Raw genomic sequence first — 23,073 nt, forward strand, 5'->3', positions numbered from 1 at the left:
GGGCATGAACATAACATATTGCCCTCATCCCCCTACCCCCTTCTCCCACAGGAGAAGGGGGAAAGTCCCTCTCCCTTGGGAGAGGGATTTAGGGAGAGGGCATTAAATTTAAACCCAAGGAGATCCCAAGAACATGATAAGGTCATCATGTTAGCTGCAAAATATGCCAATTGTAAAATATGCCCTCTTCCAGACTTAGTGGCATCTTACTCCATCCCACCTCATTTCCGAGTCGATTTGGTATTGGAGACTTAGGCCACGAAGCATATCGCTTTGTTGACTTTCTTGCCCACACGCACCAAAAACTGTGGCAAATCTTGCCCCTAGGGCCAACTGGCTTTGGGAATTCCCCCTATATGTGCTACTCCGCCATGGCTGGGAATCCCATGCTCATTAGTCCTGAGCGACTTAAGGATGACGGTTTACTGCAAGAAGAAGATTTTGCCCATCTGCCCGAATTTCCTTTAGATTGGGTAGACTTCGAGCCAGTCATTGCCGTAAAAACAGCCTTATTGGAAAAAGCCTGTCAAACCTTTCAGGCAAAATTGCAAGACTCCAGTAAAGCTGAAAAAGCCTTTGAGACCTTTTGCCAGGAAAAAGCCAGTTGGCTCGATGATTATGTGTTGTATATGGCGCTCAAGGACGATCAGGAGGGAAAACCCTGGTATGAATGGGATGAAGAGTTGGTTGACCGGGATAAGAGCGCTCTGAAAGCGTCTCAAGAGCGGTTAAAAGAGAGAATTTTTTATCACCAGTTCACCCAATTTAAGTTTTTCCAACAATGGGATGCGCTCAAAAGCTATGCCAATGGGAAGAACGTGGAAATTATTGGCGATATTCCCATTTATGTGGCCCATGATAGTGCGGATGTGTGGGCGAATCGGGATAACTTTTTGATTGATGAGGAAACGGGACAACCGGAGTTGATGGCCGGTGTACCGCCAGATTATTTTAGTGAAACCGGTCAGTTATGGGGAAATCCGGTTTATGACTGGGAGTATTTAGAGAAGACTGGGTTTAAGTGGTGGATCGATCGCTTCCAAACCATGCTCGACTATGTGGACTGGATTCGCATCGACCATTTCCGGGGGTTTGAGTCCTTTTGGGCGGTTCCTGAAGGGGAGGAAACGGCGGTTAATGGCACTTGGATGGAAACTCCTGGGGAAGCCTTTTTTGAGAAACTAGAGGAAACTTTGGGTCAGCTCCCAGTGTTAGCAGAAGATTTGGGGATTATTACCCCAGAAGTGGAAGCCCTGCGGGATAAGTTTAGCTTTCCAGGGATGAAGGTGTTACATTTTGCCTTTGGTTCCGACCCCGGTAATCCCTTTTTGCCCTATAACTTGCCGCGCAACTGCTTGATTTATACGGGAACCCACGATAATAATACGACCTTGGGCTGGTTTGAGAGCGATCTGCCCGATTGGGAGTGCGATCGCGTGGTGAACTATTTGGGTCATTTAAGTCCCAATGGGATTCATTGGGATCTGATTCGTTTGGCCTTGTCTTCTGTAGCCAACTGGGCCATTATTCCCATGCAGGACTTGCTCGGTTTAGATCAACGGGCGCGGATGAATACCCCTGGAAAAGCAGAGGGAAATTGGAGTTGGCGTTATCGTCCGGACTCCATTAGCGAGTGGTTGTGCGATCGCCTGCAACTCCTAACACAACTCTATGGCCGATCTTAAAGTGGCCTTAACTGCGGGAGAGCTGGTTAGCTGTAAAGATCACTTCTTCTACAGCACCCCGTTCTCCAAGTTTCTGGGATTTTCCCTCATTAAGGGCAACTGAAACAGCGCCTGCATTACCCGCTAAGATAATCAATTTTTGATTCGCGACCCAAGTTTGTTGGGTTCCCTCATTCAGGGTTCCCTCAAAAGCCGTTTCTCCGTCAGCCTCAATGCGTACCCAAGCCGGTTCAGTAACCACCACACTGACACGAACCGGTTCTACCGAGTCACCATCAGGTTGGGATTTTACCACCAGGGAAGTGGGTTCAGGTTCTGGAGAAGGAACAGAGGGGGGACTAGAAGCGATCGCCTCCGTTTCTGTTGCCGGTTGTTCAACTAAATAATCTATCGATGTCCCCACAGAACGCTCGATCCAATAAGAAAGGCCATTGACTGAAGCAAAAATAATCGCCACATACAACATATACAAATGCACTGGGCGCAATTGCCACATCGGTAAACGCATCCAAGAGGGCTTGAGTAAATTAAACCGAGATTCTGAGGGGAAAGGACTAGCAAAACGGCAGCCGTCAAAGCCTAAAAAATCGGCATAGCGTCTGAGAAAATAATGGACATAAACCGGTTCAGGCAGTTGTTCGAGTTTTCCCTCTTCGATCGCCCCTAGCAAGCGTTGGCGAATACGAGTTTTCGTAGCAATGTAGTCTAAACTCCAACCTTTTTCCTGACGGCGATCTCGCAATTGAGACCCCAGGTCAATAAGAACCATTTTCAAGGACTCAAACTCATTTGTCGAGGATTGTATGGTCTTCTGTTTCTTCATCAATTACGCTCCTTCACCACCGATCTGTTTTGTACCACAGTTTCCTCTCAATGCTTCAATTTCAAAGTCTCTTAGATCTCGATATTGGCCTCTAGGTAAGGATTGTAGTCGAATCGAGCCAATGGCGCTGCGATGAAGACTGACTACTGGATGCCCCAGGGCTTGGGCCACCTTACGGATTTGTCGATTCCGACCTTCCCATAAGATAATCTCTAGCAGGGTTTTGTGAGTGCCTTGGGATCGCATTCGCCTCACTCGAGCCGGTAGAGTTTGGATATTTTCATAAACTATACCGTTTCTCCAGTGGTCAAGAACCGATTCTGGGGGAATCCCTTCTACCCAAACCCGATAGGTTTTGGGGATACTATGGCGAGGGTGGGTCATCTGAAAGGTAAAATCTCCATCATTGGTCAGTAGTAGCGCACCTGTGGAATCAATATCTAAACGGCCGACTGGATGAATACCGGTATTTTCAGACAGAGTGGGAGGAAGTAGGTTTAAGACTGTGGTGCGATTTTGGGGATCGGCACAGGTACAAATGACTCCTAGGGGTTTGTTGAGGAGCAGATAAAGGGGTTTGGGACGGTGGTGACGGGAAAGGGGAGAACCATCAATTTCGATGGTGTCGCGATCGGGGTTAGCTTTCTGGCCGAGTTGATGTACAACTTGGCCATTAATGCGAATCCGACCCGCTTGGATCATGACCTCTGCCTGTCGTCGGGAAGCGACTCCCCAACGAGATAAAATTTTTTGTAATCGTTCATCCCTAGGTAGATGACCCGAAGGAGCCTCCATCATTGTGGTAATACTTGCGAATGGGATAGTTGAGTTCAGAGGTTATTAAGGAAAGGGGTGGGCTGGTTGGGCAGTCCCGGCGATCGACCTGATGGGCGATCTTTACAAATCTTACAAGAAGTTGCCCAGAACAGGGGTAGTTCCATTAAAAATTCAAAATTCAAAATTGAAAATGATTAGGGTCTGAGGGAACTGGAAGGCCCTAGCCGAGGCTAGGTTGGGGTTAATTTTGGCTGAAATCCCCTGATGGATATTGAGGGAGATAGATTTCAATCCAGGCCCCACCGGTTTCTGGATGGTTACTGGCACTCACCCATCCTTGATGAGCTTCGACAATTTGCCGCACAATGGCTAATCCTAATCCGCTACTGTGAGTTAAGGGGGTTGGTGGGGTATCTGAAGATGTCTCAGATGGAGTGGGAGTGATTTTGGAGTTAGAGAGGACTCTGGCGCGGGAAGGTTCTCCCCGATAGAATCGCTCGAAGACGTAGGGCAAGTCAGTTTCTGGGAAGCCGACTCCGCCATCAATCACTTGAAGATGCACGAAGTGTTGAGAGGATTGGGGGGTTGCACTGGCTGATTTTTCTAGGCTTAGTTTAACCCAGATGTGGTCGTGAAGGGGACTATATTTAATACTGTTGTCGAGTAGGTTAATTAAAACTCGGCATAACCGATGTTCGTCAGCGTGGATAAAGAGCTGTTCTGGGCCTGAGTATTGGAGTTGGATTTCTTTCTGTCGGGCTAGGGGTTCGAGGGATAGCCAGGAGGAGCGGATCAGATCGGGTAGGTTGATAGATTTCCACTTGAGGCTGTAGCTCGATCCCCGTTCGAGTTGGCTTAGATCGAGGAGAACTTGGACAATATCGCTGAGGCGAATGACTTCGGACAGGAGGCGATCGATCCAGTTGCGGAGGGGGGGATCGAGGCGAGTTTGCAGGGTTTCGGCCACGAGGCGAATGGAGGTGAGGGGGGTTTTGAGTTCGTGAGCCACATCGGAAAAGGCCCGATCGCGCTGGTTGGCTAAGGTGACCAGTTCTTGGCGGTTTTCGAGGAAGACTGCGACACGACCTTGGGAGAGGGGAAGGCTATAGGCTTTGAGGGCGATTTTGGGTTTGAGCGATCGCCGCTTAGTGTTTTCCGGGTCTAGGGTGGGGGCAATGGGTTGAAAGTGCCATTGTTTTTCCGCCGGTTTTTGGGTGGTGCGGGTTTGCTCGATCAGTTCATCGAGTTCGTAGGAGCGAACCACTTCTAACAGGAGACGGGGGCTATTGGATTGGGGAGGATGGATGCCCAAGATTTCGTAGGCTTGGGTGTTACACCAGATCAGTTGGTTTTGGTCATCGACTTGTAAATGTCCCAAGGGAGCATCAGTGAGGATGGATTTCCAGTAGTCGATTTGTTGTTGTAGATGGTGTTGATGTTGCCGTTGATAGGCGATCGCCCGCAGGAGGCGATCGGGGAAGCGGCGCATCAGTCCTGAATGGCCAGTCAATTCCGGTAGAATTTGCTTAATTTGTAGTTCTAAGCGCAGTTGACATCCTAGCCATAGGAGCAAACCTATGGCTAATCCCAGCAAGAATCCGAATAGTGGCACAATCACAGTATTCTCAATTGATGAAAGCTTCCCTTGATTATCACCCCATGGTCTAGGTTTTGGATGGAATTCTCAATGGCAGAGTCGAGTTAGCTAAAGCGGTATCCAAATCCACGAACGGTGAGTAAGTATTCTGGGTGGCTCGGATCGAGTTCAATTTTTTCTCGTAGCCAACGAATATGTACGTCTACGGTTTTGGTGTCTCCCATGAAGTCCGCATCCCATATCCGTTCAATCAGTTGGTCTCGCGACCACACTCGCCGAGGATGGTTCATAAATAGCTCCAGGAGGCGGAATTCTTTCGGCGAGAGGCTAATTTCTTGGTCGCGGACGATCACCCGGCATTCTTGGGGAAATAGGGTAATGTCTTTGATTCTCAGCACTGAAGGGTTAGATGGGGGGATGGGGTAGCGGTTACGTCGCAGGAGAGCGCGAACTCTGGCGACTAATTCTCGCACACCGAAGGGTTTGGTCAGGTAGTCATCTGCACCGACTTCTAGGCCGACGACGCGATCGGTTTCCGAGCCTTTAGCACTGAGAATCAGGATCGGTACAGTTTGTCCTTTCTGACGTAGCCAACGGCAGAGATCGAGACCATTAATGGAGGGTAACATCAGATCGAGGACGATCGCATCGATCGACTCTAGGGAGCGATCGCTTCCCTCGTGTTGTTGATGAAATAAATCTACTATCGTCCGACCATCTTCAGCCGCGATCACCTCAAATCCCTCATCCCGTAAGGATAAGGCGACCGTCTCCCGAATCAGTTCTTCATCTTCGACCACCAACACTCGCCCTAAACTCCGTTGTGAATTCGTTTGGGTTGGTTCTACCGATAACGTGAATACCATAACTGGCGTGCCCACTACGACTGCTTATCCTTTTAAGCCTACCAGCTTTTTTTGAATTCAATCAGATTTTTCCAATTCAATTTATGTATCCTTCGTCTATATTTTGTCTATATCAATAGACCATAAATTCCAGTTGTTATACGGGTTGATGTCTCTTGATTTCACTTCAATATAGTCGTTTTTTTTATGTGTTTCTGATACTATTTTGCTTGAAAGTCCATTCTGATAAAAAAAACTGGAAAATGGGCATTACAGCATTGTAGTTCAATGAAACCCCTACAAGACAAGCACGGGAGAGGGGCAGCCATTACACAACTCATTTAGGTTTGCTATAGATCGATTTTTAATTTTTAATTGATACTAGTAGTTCCACAATACTTCTAGAGAACATTCAAACTCTGGCAAAAGGGGACTGGTGAGCGTATCCTGCTCAAATAGGGTGGCTACTTTTTCTAAACTTCCTTGGTTACGACGATAGATTTCTATTTCTCGTTGTTGATAATTTACAATCCAATATTCTTGCACTCCTTCCACCGAATAGAGCTTTAACTTTGTTTCTTTATCTCGCTTTTTATCCTTCTCTGACTTCGATAATACCTCAATAACCAACTCTGGCGCACCCGTCAAGTGTCCCGAATCATCTAAAAGTTCGGTCAGACGTTCATGAGAGATCCAAATCACATCAGGGATAACATTATCACTATCCGAGAAAATCACACCGGGTGCAACGACAGGTACACCGAGACCACTTTGCTCTGACCAACTTTCCAGATATCGACCAATTCTAGTGGTGATTCTTTGGTGATATAAATGGGGCGATTTGGTCATGAATAATTCTCCATCAATAATCTCATACCTTGTGCCATTGTCGGGGAATCCTTCTAAATCATCAATTGTCCAACGGACGGCTTTTACTTCTGATGAAATCATAGTTACACTCAAACGCTACAGAGTTGCTAGGGATGGGGGTGGGGTTAGTGTATGCTAATCCATTATACCGAGGGAAGTTTCAAATGAGTGATTAGCCGATCGCGGGTTTACCCCTCTTCTATCACCCATTACCTATTACCTATTACCGCGCGAAGCGCTGTATCATAGGGAAATCGACAACCCCAAAACTTGTCATGAGCCGCCAATATAAAACTCGGAGTTCCGATCGCCATTCCTCAGACCCGGCAAAAGCTCGGTTTGGCCCTTCCCCTGTTCTTCAACCGAAAGCCACAAAAAAGACTAAAAAGGAACTTCCAGAGTGGAAACCTGGGGGAAATGGGGTGGACTGGGCGGCGAAACTCTCACAAATCCCCCTGCAAGCCAAATCCTACTCCGGGCAATCTAGCGATCCACAGGAACAACAAGCGGATACCATGGCTAAAACAGTGGTCGAGCGGATTAGCGCTCCTTATCTCCTCTCACGGGAAGCAACGTTACAACGAGCAAAGCAAAACAAACTGAACGGCCAATTGCAGATGAAATCACACCTGCAACGAGAACCACTTGAGATAACCCATGGGGTGCAACAGGGACTGATCCAAAGAGGGCCAGATGAATATCGCTCACTTCTGGCAGATGAAAGTGATTCTGAGAGTGATAGCGATGATGCTGGATACTCCGCTATTTCGCCGATTAAGGCAGAGATTCAAGAGAAAAATCAACAGATTCGACAAGGATACCCTCAACTCCAGCAAATAGGTCGCCAAGCCAAACGTATTACTGAAAAACTAGAGTCAAAACGCACTGATGAGGCAGTTGCGGCCGTCAAAGATTTAGGAATAACTTGGGGAAAAGCCGGAATTTTTGCAGTTGGAGATCTAATCCTGCCCGGTTTAGGGACGGGTTTAGGCTATGCAGATGCAGCTTATGGTACGGGTACAGCGATACGCGAGAAACGGAAATTAGGGAAAGGAGGAACAGAGAGCGCCAAACAAACTGTGGAACAAGGAGCCGCAGTTGGAGCCGAAAGTTTACATTGGACAGCAGCGACAGTGATCGGTAGTGGTCGGGCTTTATATAAAGGGGGTAAGGCGATCGCAGAGAGTGATGACGCACGCAAAAAAAGAAAGATGTCGTATTTCGCTGAGTTTGCCAAAGGCAACAGCAGACATAAACAAGAGATCCTCAATAGATGTCAGGAGATAATACACTTAGTTCACGATATTCACAAACTATTTGCAACCAAACCAGAGGTGGAAGACGATCCAGACATAGAAAGAATCGTTAAATCCTTTGAGAAGGAAAAGATAGTCCCAAACATGTTTAAAGCGCAGGAGAGGATCGAAAAGATGTTTGCAACTATGGCAACCTATGAGGAGCGTCATACAGAATATGGAAGTCTGTTAGCAGGAGCGGGATCGGGCAGTGGTGATTTAGCCAGTGGTGTTGAACCCATGGATGATGATGATTGGATGTCTTCTGCTGCTACTTCTTGAAGGTAATATCAAATCTAGAAAGGAGGGGTAGGGGGATGAGGGGCAATCGTTTATAGTCAATTCGATTAAGGTTGAGACACGACAATATACACACAGAACCTGTCTAGAATACCCGTATCTGTAGGGGCGAGCGGCCGTTTCGCTATGCGCTCCGCGCAGGCTACGCCAACGCGACATGAAACGCCCCTACAAAAATGTCTCACTGTTATTGGACTTGACTATATCACTCATTGAGGTTGGCTAGATGAGGTATGGTAGGGCTGTTAGATATCAGTTTTCAATGTTTTATGACCGAACCGACTCAACTCTACGAAGGGAAAGCCAAAATCGTCTATACCACGGATGATGCGAATCTGCTTCTGACTTACTTTAAGGATGATGCGACGGCGTTTAATGCCCAAAAACGAGGCACGATTACGGGTAAGGGACAGATTAATTGTGCGATTTCCCGTCATTTGTTCCAAATGTTGGAAGCGCAGGGTATTCCCACCCACTATGTTGATTGTCCTTCAGACCGGGAAATGCGCGTCAAAGCAGTAACGATTGTGCCGATTGAGGTGATTGTGCGTAACCGGGCTGCGGGGAGTCTGTGCAAACAAACGGGTTTGGCTTTGGGAACTCCAATCGATCCGCCTCTGGTAGAATATTGCTACAAGAATGATAGTTTGGGCGATCCTTTGCTGACTCGCGATCGCCTCTTGCTCCTCAATCTCGCTACGCCGGAAGACCTTGACCACATCCGGCAAATGTCCCTAGACATTAATCGCCACCTGAGCGCCTTTTTCCGAGAGTGTGGTATCATCCTGGTTGATTTTAAGCTGGAATTTGGGCGCGATCGCCAAAATAATATTATTTTAGCTGACGAAATTAGCCCGGATACCTGTCGGCTATGGAAACAGGATGAAACAGACCCCCAAGCGCGTATCCTAGATAAAGACCGGTTTAGACAAGATTTAGGTAATGTTGAATCAGCCTATGAACAAGTGCTAGAGAGAGTTTTAGGCCAGACAAAATGAAAATAGCTCCCCAGAAGTGTTAAGTTAAGGGGTTGATTGAGGTGTTTTGGCTGGAGTCGTAGGGTTTTCTAAAGACCCATACCCGGCTCAACAGCCAAACCAACGGTTCAATGTGGTGTGTGGAAGTTTACGGAACGTGAAAACAATGCGCTTGTCTCCTGTCTGGTTGACTCTTTTAACAAGTTCGGCAACTCTCGGTTTTGTCGATGCTGTCCAAGGTAAAGTTTCAGATTATACTTCAAAAACGGTAGACCCCTCTCCTTATCCTTATACGACTGATAGCGATCGGGAGATCGATGGGCAGTTAGTGCAGATCATAACGCGATCGGCGAAAGAATCGATCCCCATTATTCATCAATCTTTACAGTTTGTTGCTTCTAAATCTTTAGAAAAACAATTGGCGTTTACCTCTTTTTCAGAGGTACAGGAAAAGGGAGTAAGGGAGCAACAAACATTAGCCTTTACTCAACTGTCTCAACCGCAACCATTAGGGGAAACATCAGAGCAATTGGCGTTTACCTCTTTTTCAGAGGTACAGGAAAAGGGAGTAAGGGAGCAACAAACATTAGCCTTTACTCAACTGTCTCAACCGCAACCATTAGGGGAAACATCAGAGCAATTGGCGTTTACCTCTTTTTCAGAGGTACAGGAAAAGGCAGTAAGGGAGCAACAAACATTAGCCTTTACCCAACTGTCTCAACCGCAACCATTAGGGGAAACATCAGAGCAATTGGCGTTTACTCCGTTTTCAGAGGTACAGGAAAAGGGAGTAAGGGAGCAACAAACATTAGCCTTTACTCAACTGTCTCAACCGCAACCATTAGGGGAAACATCAGAGCAATTGGCGTTTACCTCTTTTTCAGAGGTACAGGAAAAGGCAGTAAGGGAGCAACAAACATTAGCCTTTACCCAACTGTCTCAACCGCAACCATTCGGGGAAACATCAGAACCGTTAGCATTTACTCCGTTTTCTAAAGTTCAGGAATCAGAAATACAGGAAAATGTGCTAATAGCAAAAACTCCTATTCGGGTAGAAACTGTACCGGCAAACACTGTTTCCTTAAAAGCTCAACTGAGCCAAAATAATTCATCACAACCAGAACCGAGGGTATTAGTTGCCGAGGTGATGGTGATGGGAGTAGAAGGTGACTTAAGAAATCGGGTATTTGAGGTGATTAGTACCCAAGCTGGACGGACGACAACTCGTTCTCGATTGCAAGAAGATATTGATGCTATTTTTGCGACGGGATTCTTTTCTAATGTGCGAGCGACTCCAGAGGATACCCCATTAGGTGTGCGCGTCACCTTTGAAGTAGAGCCTAATCCAGTTTTACGACAAGTGAATATTAATGCTAATCCAGGAACAGATATTCCTTCGGTGGTTCCCCAGGATGTGATTGATGAGATTTTTGGAGATCAATATGGTAACATCTTGAACTTGCGTCGCTTGCAAGTGAGCATTCAAGATTTGAATACCTGGTATCAAGAGAATGGGTATATTTTAGCTCAGGTTGTGGATGCGCCAGATGTGAATGAGGATGGCACAGTTAACCTGGTAATTCCTGAAGGGGTGATTGAGGATATTGAGATTGTTTATCTGAATCGGGATGGACAGGATATAGAAGAGACTGGAGAACCGGTTAGGGGGAAAACGCGGGAGTATATTATCACTCGGCAATTGAGTTTAGAAGCTGGAGATATTTTTAATCGGGATAGGATTCAAGCTGATTTGCAACGGGTGTATGGCTTGGGTATTTTCCAGGATGTGAATGTAACGTTGAATCCGGGAACTGACCCAACGAAGGTGGTAGTAGTGCTGAATGTGCAGGAACAAAATACGGGATCGATCGCCGCCGGAGGTGGTATCAGTTCTGCGAGTGGTTTCTTCGGTTCCTTGAGTTATCAAGAAACCAACTTCGGCGGTAATAATCAAACTCTACGAACGGAAGTGCAGATCGGAACCCGCGATTTCTTATTTGATGTTAGCTTTAGCGATCCGTGGATTGGCGGAGATCCCAAGCGTACAGCTTATACGATGAATGGGTTTAGGCGGCGATCGATTTCTCTGGTTTATGACGGGGATGAAAACCCAATCCGCTTAGATAATGGCGATCGCCCCCGCATCCTGCGTACTGGTGCAGGAATTCGCTTTTCCCGTCCCTTGGGCGAAGACCCCTTAAACCCGGATTGGATTGGGTCTCTGGGCTTACAATACCAGCATGTTTCTATCCGCGATGCCGATAATGACCTGACCGCTAGAGACGAAGACGGGGAACGCCTAGCTTTCCATAATACCGGGGTTGACGACCTATTCATGCTCCAATTCGGCATTGTCAAAGATAGCCGCAACAACCCCGCTCAACCCACCGGTGGCTCAGTCACCCGCTTTAGTATCGAGCAGTCGATCCCCGTCACCAGCGTGATTATGAGTCGTCTGCGGGGCAGTCATACCTTCTATGTGCCCGTCAAATTCACCGACTTCCATGAAGGCCCCCAAGTCCTCGCCTTTCAAGTTGAAGGGGGTGCAACCTTGGGAGACCTCCCCCCCTATGAAGCCTTCATTCTCGGCGGTCTAGAGTCAGTGAGGGGCTTTGCAGAAGGGGATCTCGGCAGTGGTCGATACTTCCTAGAAGGAACCCTAGAATACAGATTCCCCGTGGTTGACTTGTTAGGAGGCGTATTATTTGTCGATGCAGCCACCAACCTCGGATCGGGTAGTGCTGTCATTGGCGATCCCTCCGGACGGCGTGGATTGCCCGGATCGGGAGCCTCTGCCGGGGTTGGCGTGCGGATCAATACCCCCCTAGGCCCCATCCGTATTGACTACGGATTCACAACTGATGGCAGTAGTCGAGTCCACTTTGGGATTGGAGAGAAATTTTAATTATGGCGATCGCAACCCCCTTTACCCAATCTGGCGTTGGTCTGCATAGTGGACTCGAAACCCAAGTCAAAGTTCTACCCGCCCCACCCGGAAGCGGACGCTACTTTGTGCGCGTCGATCTCCCAGATCGCCCCACCATTCCCGCCCACATTGAAGCCGTAAACTCCACCATCCTCTCCACAGAACTCGCCGTCGGAGAAGCCAGCGTCCGTACCGTCGAACACCTGCTCGCCGCCCTCCTTTCCCTGGGCATCACCGATGCCAAAATCGAGATCAATGGGCCCGAAGTGCCCCTACTCGACGGTTCAGCCGCCCTCTGGGTCGAGGCGATTTGCGCCCATCAACAGGAGGTGGGGAAATTTCCTGTATCCGAAAAAACCTTAACTGAACCCATGGCTGTTTACGACAAAGATGCCTTTGTCGCTGCTATTCCCGCGCCCCAACTGCGCTTTACCTATGGGATTGAGTTTGATTTAGAGGCGATCGGTCAACAATGGCACAGTTGGCAACCCGATCGCGAACCCTTTACCACCGAAGTCGCCCCCGCTCGCACCTTTGGCCTCGCCCACCAAATTGAACACTTACAGGCGCAGGGGTTAATCAAAGGTGGTAGTCTGGATAATGCCCTCGTTTGCGGCCCTGAAGGTTGGCTTAATCCTCCCTTGAGATTTGCCAACGAACCCGCCCGTCATAAACTCCTAGACCTGGTGGGAGACCTGAGTTTATTGGGCGTTCCCCCTGTAGCTCACTATCTGGCATTCAAGGCCAGCCATCACCTTCATGTGCAACTGGCGAGAAAAATTGCCCAATGTAATTGAGAGCGCTTTCTGCTGTCGCAAACATGAACTGGCCCCCAATCAAGACCCATTGTTAATTGTTAATTGTTAATTGTTAATTGATATAATCCATGTCCACAGAAACCCAAACCAGCCCAGAACCCCCTGCTCTCGATCCAACCCACACCGTTTTCAGTGTCGAAGAGATCCACAAACTCCTTCCCCATCGTTATCCCTTCGCCCTGGTAGACCGAATTATTGCTTATGACCCCGGAAAATCAGCCGTGGGACTGAAAAACATCACGTTCAATGAACCGCAGTTTCAAGGGCATTTTCCCGATCGCCCCATTATGCCAGGGGTACTGATGGTCGAAGCCATGGCCCAAGTCGGGGGTATTGTGGTTGTGCAAATGGATAGCTTTCCTAGCGGATTATTTGCCTTCGCGGGTATCGATAAGGTAAAATTTCGCCGGCCTGTCGTTCCTGGAGACCAGTTAATTATTACTGCCAAAATTATCAAAGCTATGCCAAAACGGGGTTTTGTCGTCATGGAAGGGAAAATAGAAGTCAATGGTGAATTAGCGGTAGAAGGAGATCTGAAATTTGCAATTCTGAGTGAGAGTTAATCACGCTTCGGTGTGAGCAAGATTTAAGAGAAATCAGGACTGGGAGAGATATGACCACCCTAATTCATCCAACGGCAGTTATCCACAGTGGTGCAAAGGTTCATCCGACGGTGAGCATTGGCCCCTATGCCGTGATTGGGGAAAATGTGACCATTGGGGCAAACACCATTATTGGCCCCCATGTGGTGCTGGAAGGATGGACGCAGATTGGCGAAAGCAATGAGATTTTTACTGGAGCAGCCATTGGTTTGGCTCCCCAAGACCTCAAGTATGATGGAGCCGAAACTGCGGTCAGAATCGGTAATGGTAATTGTATTCGCGAATATGTGACGATTAATCGAGCGACGGGGCCCGATGAAGCGACGGTGATTGGCGATCGCAATTTACTGATGGCCTATGTGCATGTGGCCCATAATTGCGCGATCGAAAATGAGGTGGTCGTGGCTAACTGTACTGCTTTTGCTGGTCATGTGGTGGTGGAATCGAAAGCTCGAATTAGCGGACTGTTGGGGGTTCACCAGTTTGTGCATATTGGCCAAATGGCTATGGTAGGGGGAATGAGTCGCATTGAGCGGGATGTGCCTCCTTATATGACGGTCGAGGGAAATCCGGCTAGGGTGCGATCGCTTAATGCGATCGGCTTAAAACGCTCTGGCTTAACTCACCAGGATTTTGGTATCCTCAAATCTGCCTATCGCCTGTTATATCGCTCGGAAATGACCTTTCAGGAAGCTCTAGAACAGCTAAACACCCTACCCGAAACTGAGCAATTACGCCATCTGCGCCAGTTCCTGCATCTTTCTCTAACGGACAAACAGCGCCGAGGCCCCATTCCAGGGAATCGGGAGTAGGCGATCGGCTTTCTTCGATATCCTTAAACGTTTTAACGATCATTCGGCAGATTATCAGGATCTAAACCCATAGCAATCAGCCGATCTCTCAATTCCTGCAATGCAGTCTGTGCTTGCTCTTTTTCCTCTGCCTCTGTAGGGATTAAATTCCCAGCCGCATCATAAAACCGCAGCCATCGTCGCTCAATTCCTTTGTGACTTCCTTGCCACAATCTCAATCCTAATCCCAACTCTTCTAACCACAATTGACTATTCCTGATCTCTATCTCTTGATAGCGACTTCCTTGCAATTGAAAAGCTCTAAAATAGTCCTGTTCCCGTTCATAAACAATATAGTATGGCACTCGTAGCAATTCTTCGTAAACTTCCCATTTGGTTGGCGGTTTATTCTCTTTACGAGTCGTTTGTCCCAAGTCTTCTTGTTGGGTACTCGGTGATAACAGTTCTACCACCATAAACGGATTCACTTCTTCTTGCCAGACCACATAACTCATCCGTAAGTCTCTCTGTTCGTAGAGTCGAGAGACTCCCACGACTCCAAACCAGTCCGGACGCTTGTATCGGTTAGTATTCTCTACATCGTAGTAGAGATTCAAATCCATGGCTGAAAATACCTGCTCTGGGGGATAGGTCGATGGTTGAAAGGTTTGCTCTAACAGTTGAGCTTGTATGGGATGATATTGGTCTGGCAAACCTGACTCTCCTACTTCTTCACTCGGTAAGTCGTACATGGTGGGTAGGTCTTCTCTTTTAGGAGTTCGAGAGAGGTTTTTCTGCCTTTGGGTTAAGTTAACCATAATTACAGGGAAAAGTGCTTTTGTTCTATCGTATCGTTTTGGGCTGGATTCGGCTCTTTAATCAATCAACGATCATTCGGCAAATTATCAGGGTCTAAACCCATAGCTATCAGGCGATCTCTCAATTCCTGCAATGCAGTCTGCGCTTGCTCTTTCTCCTGACGTTCCCGTTCTTTCTCCTGCCGTGCTTGCTCTTTCTCCTGACGTTCCCGTTCTTTCTCCTGGCGTTCCCGCTCCCTTTCCTCGGCCTCTGTAGGGATTAAATTCCCCGTCGCATCATAAAACCGCAGCCATCGCCGTTCGATTCCTTTATGACTTCCTTGCCACAATCTCAATCCTAATCCCAACTCTTCTAACCACAATTGACTATTCCTGATCTCTATCTCTTGATAGCGACTTCCTTGCAATTGAAAAGCTCTAAAATAGTCCTGTTCCCGTTCATAAACAATATAGTATGGCACTCGTAGCAATTCTTCGTAAACTTCCCATTTGGTTGGCGGTTTATTCTCTTTACGAGTCGTTTGTCCCAAGTCTTCTTGTTGGGTACTCGGTGATAACAGTTCTACCACCATAAACGGATTCACTTCTTCTTGCCAGACCACATAACTCATCCGTAAGTCTCTCTGTTCGTAGAGTCGAGAGACTCCCACGACTCCAAACCAGTCCGGACGCTTGTATCGGTTAGTATTCTCTACATCGTAGTAGAGATTCAAATCCATGGCTGAAAATACCTGCTCTGGGGGATAGGTCGATGGTTGAAAGGTTTGCTCTAACAGTTGAGCTTGTATGGGATGATATTGGTCTGGCAAACCTGACTCTCCTACTTCTTCACTCGGTAAGTCGTACATGGTGGGTAGGTCTTCTCTTTTAGGAGTTCGAGAGAGGTTTTTCTGCCTTTGGGTTAAGTTAACCATAATTACAGGGAAAAGTGCTTTTGTTCTATCGTATCGTTTTGGGCTGGATTCGGCTCTTTAATCAATCAACGATCATTCGGCAAATTATCAGGGTCTAAACCCATAGCTATCAGGCGATCTCTCAATTCCTGCAATGCAGTCTGCGCTTGCTCTTTCTCCTGTCGTTCCCGTTCTTTCTCCTGGCGTTCCCGCTCCCTTTCCTCGGCCTCTGTAGGGATTAAATTCCCCGTCGCATCATAAAACCGCAGCCATCGCCGTTCGATTCCTTTATGACTTCCTTGCCACAATCTCAATCCTAATCCCAACTCTTCTAACCACAATTGACTATTCCTGATCTCTATCTCTTGATAGCGACTTCCTTGCAATTGAAAAGCTCTAAAATAGTCCTGTTCCCGTTCATAAACAATATAGTATGGCACTCGTAGCAATTCTTCGTAAACTTCCCATTTGGTTGGCGGTTTATTCTCTTTACGAGTCGTTTGTCCCAAGTCTTCTTGTTGGGTACTCGGTGATAACAGTTCTACCACCATAAACGGATTCACTTCTTCTTGCCAGACCACATAACTCATCCGTAAGTCTCTCTGTTCGTAGAGTCGAGAGACTCCCACGACTCCAAACCAGTCCGGACGCTTGTATCGGTTAGTATTCTCTACATCGTAGTAGAGATTCAAATCCATGGCTGAAAATACCTGCTCTGGGGGATAGGTCGATGGTTGAAAGGTTTGCTCTAACAGTTGAGCTTGTATGGGATGATATTGGTCTGGCAAACCTGACTCTCCTACTTCTTCACTCGGTAAGTCGTACATGGTGGGTAGGTCTTCTCTTTTGGGGGTGCGAGAGATTTTGCTTGGCTTTGGGGTTAGATTAACCATTTTGCTCAATAAAGTGCTTTTGTTCTATACTATCGCTTTAAGAACGGTATTTATGGGATATTCAAGGAAAGGGTGGAATCCGGTATTCCCTATTCCCTATTCCCTATTCCCTATTCCCTATTCCCTATTCCCTATTCCCATGACCACCATTTTTATCAGTACCGGTGAAGTTTCAGGAGATTTGCAAGGCGCTTTGTTGGTGGAAGCGTTGTATCGTTATGGTCGCCAAAATGGTTTGGATCTCGACATTGTGGCGTTGGGAGGAGAACGCATGGCTGATGCGGGGGCGAAATTGTTGGGAAAAACTACGGGAATTGGTTCTGTGGGACTGTTGGAAGCTTTGCCTTTTGTGTTGCCGACGCTGAAAATTCAGGAGGGAGTGAAGCGCTATTTACGGCAATATCCCCCGGATATGATTATTTTGATTGATTATATGGGGCCGAATTTGAGTATTGGGAGTTATTTACAGCGCCATTTGCCTGAAGTGCCGATTGTTTATTATATTGCGCCACAGGTCTGGGTTTGGTCTCAGAATAAACGGGATAGAAAAAAAGTTGTTAAAATCACGGATTTGTTGTTGGCTATTTTTCCGGAGGAGGCGCGATTTTTTCGGGAGTATGATGTTAATGTGAATTGGGTGGGGCATCCGTTGATTGACCGGATGCAGGCGTTCCCGTCCCGGCAAGAGGCTCGTGCTACGTTAGGTATTGGAGAGGATGAAAGGGCGATCGCCTTAATGCCAGCGTCGCGCCGTCAAGAGATCACTTATTTATTGCCGGTGATGTTTGCAGCAGCACAACAGATTCAGCAGAAACTGCCAGAGGTAAAATTTTGGATTCCCTTGTCTCTAGCGGAGTTTCGAGAACCTATTGAACAGGCGATCGCCGATTTTGGTCTGAATGCAACCCTCATCGAGACCCAAGCACGGGAGGTTTTAGCCGGTGCAGATTTGGCTATTTGTAAATCGGGTACAGTCAATTTAGAGTTAGCGCTTTTAGATGTGCCCCAAGTGGTCATGTATCGCTTAAGTCCGCTCACGGCTTGGATTGCTCGCCATATTCTCAAGCTCTCTCTACCCTATGTTTCCCCAGCTAATTTAGTGGAGATGAAGCCCATTGTGCCCGAATTCTTGCAAGAAGAGGCGACTCCTGAAGCCATTAGTGAAAGTGCTTTAGAGCGGTTATTGAATCCCCAGATCCGCCAAGAAACACTAGAAGGTTATGCCCAAATGCGCCAAGCTCTGGGACAACCAGGAGTATGCGATCGCGCTGCGACAGCGATTTTTGACTTCTGGCGATCGAGGGAATAGGGAATGGGGAATGGGGAATAGGGAATAGGGAATAGGGAATGGGGTGGGCAGGAAGAGCGGCGATATCCTTACAAATGCTACAAGCAGACCCTGCCCACCTACCCAGACCCATTGTTAATTGTTAATTGTTAATTGTTAATTGTTAATTGAGATCAGGTGGACTCTAAGGTAGACCAGACCTCCAGCTTTGTTTTCACCTTGCGGATTACCTCATCAGTAAACTCAGAAGTCATCATTTGTCCCCCCAGATCGGGAGTGGCTTTCCCTTCATAAATGGCTTCAAAGACTGACTCATAAATCGAGCGCGAAGCCCGATCGCCGGCCGGAGTTTTCACATAGGTAAGCAGGGCAGCACCAGCTAATATCATGGCCATGGGATTAGCAATATTTTTGCCATAGAGAGCGGGAGCTGTGCCATGGGGCGCTTCTGCCATCACCGTTTTCACCTGCAACGTATCGGCATCAAAGCCCATGACTAAACTCTCGGAACCGGCAATACTGCCATACATTTGTAACACCATATCCGAGAGCAAGTCCCCATCCCGGTTGAGAGCGGGGATAACTAAGGCTTCGCCGCTATTTTGCAGCAACAGGGCAAAGGTGGCATCAATGAGCAGGGGTTGATAGGTGACCTCCGGATGGCGATCGCTGGCCGCATCGAGTTCTTCCTTAAACATGCCCTCATAGGTGGCACTGACCGTAAATTTCGGCCCGCCAAACACTTTAGCCCCTGTCCGCTTGGCATGGGTAAACGTAAACTCGGCCACCGTTCGGCAGATAGAACGGCTAATCTTGGACGTGCGCCAGGCAATTTCATCGCCGCTTTCGGTGGTTTCGCGCCATTCCTTCGCACCATAGGCATCATCAACAGCCATGCGAACAATGGTAATGGGCGCATAAACTCCGCCTACGGGTAAAATTTGGGGAATGCGTCGCCCCGTTCGTAAAATTACTGAGGCTCCCAAGGCTTCTCGCAAGATGGCATTGGGACTTCCCACATCACCCGATTTTTCTGGGGTGATGGTGGCAGCTTTCAAGGCCAGCCCCGTTTTACTGGCAACCTTGGCAGCATCCCAAACCACCTGATTTTCAGTGGCTCGACGGTTTTCCAAACTCAAGTCATAATCAATAAATTCCAGGGTTTGGCCAATGACCCCCGGTTGCAAGACCCGTAAAGCCTCGGCTAGAAGTTCCTCTCCGGTCTGATCGCCATGCATAACGACGATCGCTGGTGTGGGGTTTTGAGTTGGCATAACAAATGTCAATCCTTGAAGGGGTTTGCTTCTATATATTGTCCTTGATCGGCGATCGCCGACACTGTAAACACAAATACTAATCTACACCTGCTTCTGGGCGTTGCTGAGGCGATCGCACCAGAATATAGCTTACGATAGATAGAGTGAGTCTCCCCATCAGCTTGTGTCGTGAAAATCCGACAACAACCCTACAGAGGGGCCGAGTAACTGCCAAGGAAAGAGCAAAATGCACCATCGTTTGCTAGTCAACACCCCATTAAGAATCATCCTGATTGTTCCTTTTGTGATACAGATTACAGCAGCAGTGGGGCTAACGGCGTGGCTTTCGATTCGCAATGGACAAAAGGCAGTTGATAACGTTGCTGACGATCTTTGGAATGAGATTGCAGCCCGAACAGTGCAGCATATTAACGAATATACCCAAATTCCTCAAAATGTTGTTTTAGACACCCTTGCGAATGCCCAGTTAAACCTAGTTGATATTACTGACAAAGAGCGATTAACTCGATATCTCTGGCATCAGATGCACCATCATCCGGGGTTATTTATTACTGCTGTTGGCTATGAGACAGGAGAAGTCGTCGGGGTAGGGGTGACAGAAGATGGGCAATGGGTGATTCGAGCCATTGACCCCGGCCAAACCCAACTGCATACTTATGTCGTTTCTGGACAAGGCGATCGCGGAAAATTGATCAGCGCCGATGACTTTGATCTCAAAAGTCGGCCCTGGTATCGGGATGGGGTTCGAGCTAAACAATTAACCTGGACGGATATTTACCCGAACTACAATCCGCCCTTCAATATTCTGAGTGCGGTCAGTCCCATTTATGATACCCAGACTAACCAACTGATTGGGGTCACCAATGCCACTCTCTCACTCTGGCAAATCAGCCATTTTTTAGAACAGCTCAAGATCGGGCGATCGGGAGAAATTTTTATCCTGGATAATACAGGGGATTTAGTTGCTTCCTCAACCGGCGAACCCCTTGCACACATAGACGCAACTGGAAGGAGTAAAACGCCAAAGCGACTGAAGGCTGTCGAGAGCAGCAATTTACGAGTTCGGCAAGCGGCAGAACATCTGATTGAGCAATTCGGCCCTCTCCATCAGATTCAACAAGGCAAACGTACCGAATTTATCACCAATGGACAACGGGAAATTGTTCGGATTACACCCTTTTCTGACGATCTTGGCTTGGACTGGCTGATTGTCATCGTCGTACCAGAATCGGACTTTATGGCCCAAATTGATGCTAATACCCGTAATACCCTTTGGCTGTCTCTAGGGGCCCTAGTCCTGGCAACCGGGTCTAGCATTATGACGGCTCGCTGGATTACAGAACCTTTGCTGCGACTTAACCAGGTGGCGAAGGACATTGCTGAGAATTCCTTACCGTCCAACTCTGTGTCAGGAGAAATGGTCACCAACCGCACCCGTGAACTCAGTCAGTTAAGTCGCTCTTTCGAGCAGATGACCCAACAGCTCCAAGCCTCCTTTGCTGTGTTACAAGAGAGTGAGGCAAACTTTAAAAACATGGCAGCCAATGTGCCAGGCGCAATATTTCGCTACATTTTGCATCCCGACGGCACGGATACTGTGCTGTACATGAGTCCGGGTTGTTATCAGCTCTGGGAAATTGAAGCGGATGTGGTGGAGAAAAACGCTAAGATTCTTTGGGATATGGTCGATCCAGAGGATTTTCCCGCTATGCAAGCTGCGGTGATGAAGTCGGCTCAAAGACTTGAGACGTGGAATTACGAATGGCGTATTACGACCCCATCAGGTCGCCGCAAGTGGCTAGAGGGAATTGGTCAGCCGACCCAAAACCCAGATGGTTCGGTGCTTTGGCATACACTCATTCTGGATGTGAGCGATCGCAAAGCAGCCCAGATCCAACTTCAGGATTTAACGAACCGATTAGAGTTAGCGACTCGCTCGGCACAGATGGGGATCTGGGAGTGGGATCTGGTCAGCGATCGCCTAATTTGGGATGACCGGATGTATGAACTCTACGGCATCAGCCCTGGAGACTTTAGTCAAGCCTATCAAGCGTGGGAAGCAGGCGTTCATCCGGACGATTTGGTGGCATCTAGAACTGCCTTGCAAGAAACTCTGAATGGGGAGAAAGACTTTAATTCTGAATTTCGAGTGCTTTGGCCTGATGGAACGGTTCGCTACATTGAGGCCCATGCTATTGTCCAGCGAGATGCCCAAGGGCAAGCCCTACGAATGATTGGGGTGAATTTAGATATCAGCGATCGCAAACAGGCAGAAGAACAACTGATTTACAGCGTTCTCCACGATAAACTCACCGATTTACCCAATCGTACCCTGCTCACCAATCGATTGGAATTATCGATTCAAAGGGCACAGCGATCGCCCACCTATCATTTTGCTGTGTTGTTTCTCGACCTGGATCAATTTAAGGTCATTAATGACAGCCTGGGGCATTTGGTTGGAGATCAATTATTACTGATAGTCGCCCAAAAGTTGCAAAGGATCATTCGACCCACAGATTTAGCGGCTCGTTTGGGTGGGGATGAATTTGTCATTCTCATAGAACAGATTCCCGACCTCCCCGCCATTGTCCACGTCGCTGAACGCCTGTTAGCTGAGTTTAATCAAGCAACGGCGATCGATGGCCATACTGTCTTTATCACCACTAGCATCGGCATTGTCTGGGGCACAAATACTTACACCGAAGCCTCCGATCTGCTCCGGGATGCTGATATTGCCCTCTATCGAGCTAAAGCTAAAGGTCGCAATCGATACGAAATCTTTGACGTTGAAATGCACGTTCAGGCGGTCAAACGCATGACTCTGGAGCATGATCTGCGGGTTGCGATCGCTCGACAGGAATTCATGACCTACTACCAACCCATTGTCGATCTCAAGACACGACAGCTAACTGGATTTGAATCCCTCATCCGTTGGCAGCACCCGATGCAAGGTTTTATTTCTCCGACTCACTTTATTCCCATTGCTGAAGAAACGGGGCTGATTGTGTCGATTAGCCAGTGGGTATTGCAGTCAGCTTGCGAGCAAGTTGCTAGATGGCAGCGCCAATTCCCAAACTTGGAGAATCTCAGAATTAGTATTAATCTGTCGGGGCAAGACTTACGGCAACCGAATCTAGTGGAAACGATTCGACAAACCCTGACTCAAGCTCAGTTACCAGCGACTTCCTTAACTTTAGAAATTACCGAGAGCCTGCTGATTGAAAATATCGAAACGACTATCAACCTGCTGAAACAATTAAGAAATTTGGGGATTCGCATCAGTATTGATGATTTTGGAACTGGGTATTCGTCCCTGAGCTATTTGTATAACTTGCCTGCCGACTATCTAAAAATTGACCAATCTTTTGTGGGCAAAATGCAGCCGGGTGAGAAAAACTACAAGATTGTGCAAGCGGTGGTCAGTCTGAGCGATCAGTTACAGTTAGGGGCGATCGCCGAAGGTATTGAAATGGAAGAACAGTTAGCCTGGCTAAAAGCACTAGGCTGCGAATTGGGCCAGGGTTATTTGTTCTCGCGACCCCTAACTCCAACGGCTGCTACCGATCTTTTAGCAACCGGGCGCACCTTTTAAGGGGGG

At 47.8% G+C, this 23,073-nt stretch carries 18 protein-coding genes; 9 read left to right on the forward strand and 9 right to left on the reverse strand.

Annotated elements, in window-relative coordinates; genetic code table 11:
* The first annotated feature begins 179 nt into the window (after positions 1 to 179).
* Positions 180 to 1,685: a 4-alpha-glucanotransferase gene (gene malQ, locus PMG25_RS00555; RefSeq protein WP_283764963.1), complete on the forward strand. Its 1,506-nt coding sequence runs from the start codon at positions 180 to 182 to the stop codon at positions 1,683 to 1,685.
* 7 nt (positions 1,686 to 1,692) lie between these two features.
* Here malQ and PMG25_RS00560 read toward each other — a convergent pair whose 3' ends face one another.
* The 5 genes from PMG25_RS00560 to PMG25_RS00580 form a co-directional block, all read right to left on the reverse strand.
* Positions 1,693 to 2,454: a helix-turn-helix domain-containing protein gene (locus PMG25_RS00560; protein WP_283764964.1), complete on the reverse strand. Its 762-nt coding sequence runs from the start codon at positions 2,452 to 2,454 to the stop codon at positions 1,693 to 1,695.
* 57 nt (positions 2,455 to 2,511) lie between these two features.
* Positions 2,512 to 3,306 carry a pseudouridine synthase gene (locus tag PMG25_RS00565; RefSeq protein WP_283764965.1) on the reverse strand — a complete coding sequence of 265 codons (795 nt, stop codon included), beginning with the start codon at positions 3,304 to 3,306 and terminating at the stop codon, positions 2,512 to 2,514.
* A gap of 220 nt (positions 3,307 to 3,526) precedes the next feature.
* On the reverse strand, positions 3,527 to 4,897 hold the full coding sequence (locus tag PMG25_RS00570) for a sensor histidine kinase (protein WP_283764966.1): 1,371 nt from the start codon (positions 4,895 to 4,897) through the stop codon (positions 3,527 to 3,529).
* A gap of 89 nt (positions 4,898 to 4,986) precedes the next feature.
* A complete protein-coding gene (locus tag PMG25_RS00575) occupies positions 4,987 to 5,748 on the reverse strand; it encodes a response regulator transcription factor (RefSeq protein WP_283764967.1) in 762 nt (253 codons plus the stop codon).
* A gap of 360 nt (positions 5,749 to 6,108) precedes the next feature.
* Entirely contained in the window at positions 6,109 to 6,678 is a 570-nt protein-coding gene (locus tag PMG25_RS00580) for a Uma2 family endonuclease (RefSeq protein WP_283764968.1), read from the reverse strand.
* Between the two features lie 194 nt (positions 6,679 to 6,872).
* On the opposite strand from PMG25_RS00580, the gene PMG25_RS00585 reads away from it, so the two are divergent.
* The 6 genes from PMG25_RS00585 to lpxA all read left to right on the forward strand — a co-directional run bounded on the left by PMG25_RS00585 (position 6,873) and on the right by lpxA (position 14,327).
* On the forward strand, positions 6,873 to 8,174 hold the full coding sequence (locus tag PMG25_RS00585) for a hypothetical protein (protein ID WP_283764969.1): 1,302 nt from the start codon (positions 6,873 to 6,875) through the stop codon (positions 8,172 to 8,174).
* Positions 8,175 to 8,461: 287 nt separating this feature from the next.
* On the forward strand, positions 8,462 to 9,190 hold the full coding sequence (gene purC, locus PMG25_RS00590; RefSeq protein ID WP_283764970.1) for a phosphoribosylaminoimidazolesuccinocarboxamide synthase: 729 nt from the start codon (positions 8,462 to 8,464) through the stop codon (positions 9,188 to 9,190).
* A 145-nt stretch (positions 9,191 to 9,335) separates the two neighbouring features.
* Positions 9,336 to 12,074 (forward strand): BamA/TamA family outer membrane protein, encoded by a 2,739-nt coding sequence (locus PMG25_RS00595; protein ID WP_283764971.1) that lies wholly within the window; start codon positions 9,336 to 9,338, stop codon positions 12,072 to 12,074.
* 2 nt (positions 12,075 to 12,076) lie between these two features.
* A complete protein-coding gene (gene lpxC / locus PMG25_RS00600; RefSeq protein ID WP_283764972.1) occupies positions 12,077 to 12,892 on the forward strand; it encodes a UDP-3-O-acyl-N-acetylglucosamine deacetylase in 816 nt (271 codons plus the stop codon).
* A gap of 89 nt (positions 12,893 to 12,981) precedes the next feature.
* Positions 12,982 to 13,476, forward strand: a complete 495-nt coding sequence (gene fabZ, locus PMG25_RS00605) for a 3-hydroxyacyl-ACP dehydratase FabZ (RefSeq protein WP_283764973.1) — start codon at positions 12,982 to 12,984, stop codon at positions 13,474 to 13,476.
* Between the two features lie 50 nt (positions 13,477 to 13,526).
* Positions 13,527 to 14,327, forward strand: a complete 801-nt coding sequence (lpxA, locus tag PMG25_RS00610) for an acyl-ACP--UDP-N-acetylglucosamine O-acyltransferase (protein ID WP_283764974.1) — start codon at positions 13,527 to 13,529, stop codon at positions 14,325 to 14,327.
* A 32-nt stretch (positions 14,328 to 14,359) separates the two neighbouring features.
* Here the strand turns inward: lpxA and PMG25_RS00615 are convergent, their stop codons facing one another.
* From PMG25_RS00615 to PMG25_RS00625, 3 genes are all read right to left on the reverse strand, one after another.
* Positions 14,360 to 15,124, reverse strand: coding sequence for a Uma2 family endonuclease (locus PMG25_RS00615; RefSeq protein ID WP_283764975.1), 765 nt, complete (start codon positions 15,122 to 15,124; stop codon positions 14,360 to 14,362).
* A gap of 65 nt (positions 15,125 to 15,189) precedes the next feature.
* The gene (locus PMG25_RS00620) at positions 15,190 to 16,038 is read right to left on the reverse strand and encodes a Uma2 family endonuclease (RefSeq protein WP_283764976.1); all 849 of its coding nucleotides are present in this window, start codon (positions 16,036 to 16,038) and stop codon (positions 15,190 to 15,192) included.
* 65 nt (positions 16,039 to 16,103) lie between these two features.
* On the reverse strand, positions 16,104 to 16,910 hold the full coding sequence (locus tag PMG25_RS00625) for a Uma2 family endonuclease (RefSeq protein ID WP_283764977.1): 807 nt from the start codon (positions 16,908 to 16,910) through the stop codon (positions 16,104 to 16,106).
* Between the two features lie 139 nt (positions 16,911 to 17,049).
* Here PMG25_RS00625 and lpxB point away from each other — a divergent pair, with 139 nt between their 5' ends.
* Positions 17,050 to 18,219, forward strand: a complete 1,170-nt coding sequence (gene lpxB / locus PMG25_RS00630; RefSeq protein WP_347178704.1) for a lipid-A-disaccharide synthase — start codon at positions 17,050 to 17,052, stop codon at positions 18,217 to 18,219.
* A 152-nt stretch (positions 18,220 to 18,371) separates the two neighbouring features.
* On the opposite strand, the gene PMG25_RS00635 is transcribed toward lpxB, so the two are convergent.
* Positions 18,372 to 19,472 (reverse strand): isocitrate/isopropylmalate family dehydrogenase, encoded by a 1,101-nt coding sequence (locus PMG25_RS00635; RefSeq protein ID WP_283764979.1) that lies wholly within the window; start codon positions 19,470 to 19,472, stop codon positions 18,372 to 18,374.
* Positions 19,473 to 19,701: 229 nt separating this feature from the next.
* On the opposite strand from PMG25_RS00635, the gene PMG25_RS00640 reads away from it, so the two are divergent.
* Positions 19,702 to 23,067, forward strand: coding sequence for a bifunctional diguanylate cyclase/phosphodiesterase (locus tag PMG25_RS00640; RefSeq protein ID WP_283764980.1), 3,366 nt, complete (start codon positions 19,702 to 19,704; stop codon positions 23,065 to 23,067).
* Positions 23,068 to 23,073: the final 6 nt, after the last annotated feature.

The organism is Roseofilum capinflatum BLCC-M114 (assembly GCF_030068505.1).
Classification (GTDB): domain Bacteria; phylum Cyanobacteriota; class Cyanobacteriia; order Cyanobacteriales; family Desertifilaceae; genus Roseofilum; species Roseofilum capinflatum.